This window comes from Belnapia sp. AC561 (genome assembly GCF_979252845.1).
Map to the genome: position 1 here is coordinate 1 of NZ_CEEDBP010000403.1, position 247 is coordinate 247.

Sequence of the window (247 nt, forward strand, 5' to 3'; positions counted from 1 at the left end):
TTCAAGGCGGTGAGGCGCGCCAGTTCTTCGTGGGTGTCGGCGGCCAGACGGCGCTTGGCTTCTTCAACGCGCTCAACGTGGCGTGGGCTGATTTTGCCTTCGGCCGAGTTGAGTTGCTGATTGAGGCTGTCGCGTTGCGCCTGCACAAACTTGTTCGCGCTGGCTCGCGGCACGGCTTCGAGTTGGTCGTTGAGTTTTTCGAACGACACCTTCGCGGCCAAGTCATTGCCACTGGCGTCGAGCAGGC

The 247-nt window shown here is 61.5% G+C and carries 1 protein-coding gene; it reads right to left on the reverse strand.

What is annotated here, in order from left to right; genetic code table 11:
• Positions 1-247, reverse strand: a 247-nt coding sequence (locus AC0IW9_RS31615) for a hypothetical protein (protein ID WP_471652238.1), incomplete at both ends; no start/stop codon positions are given.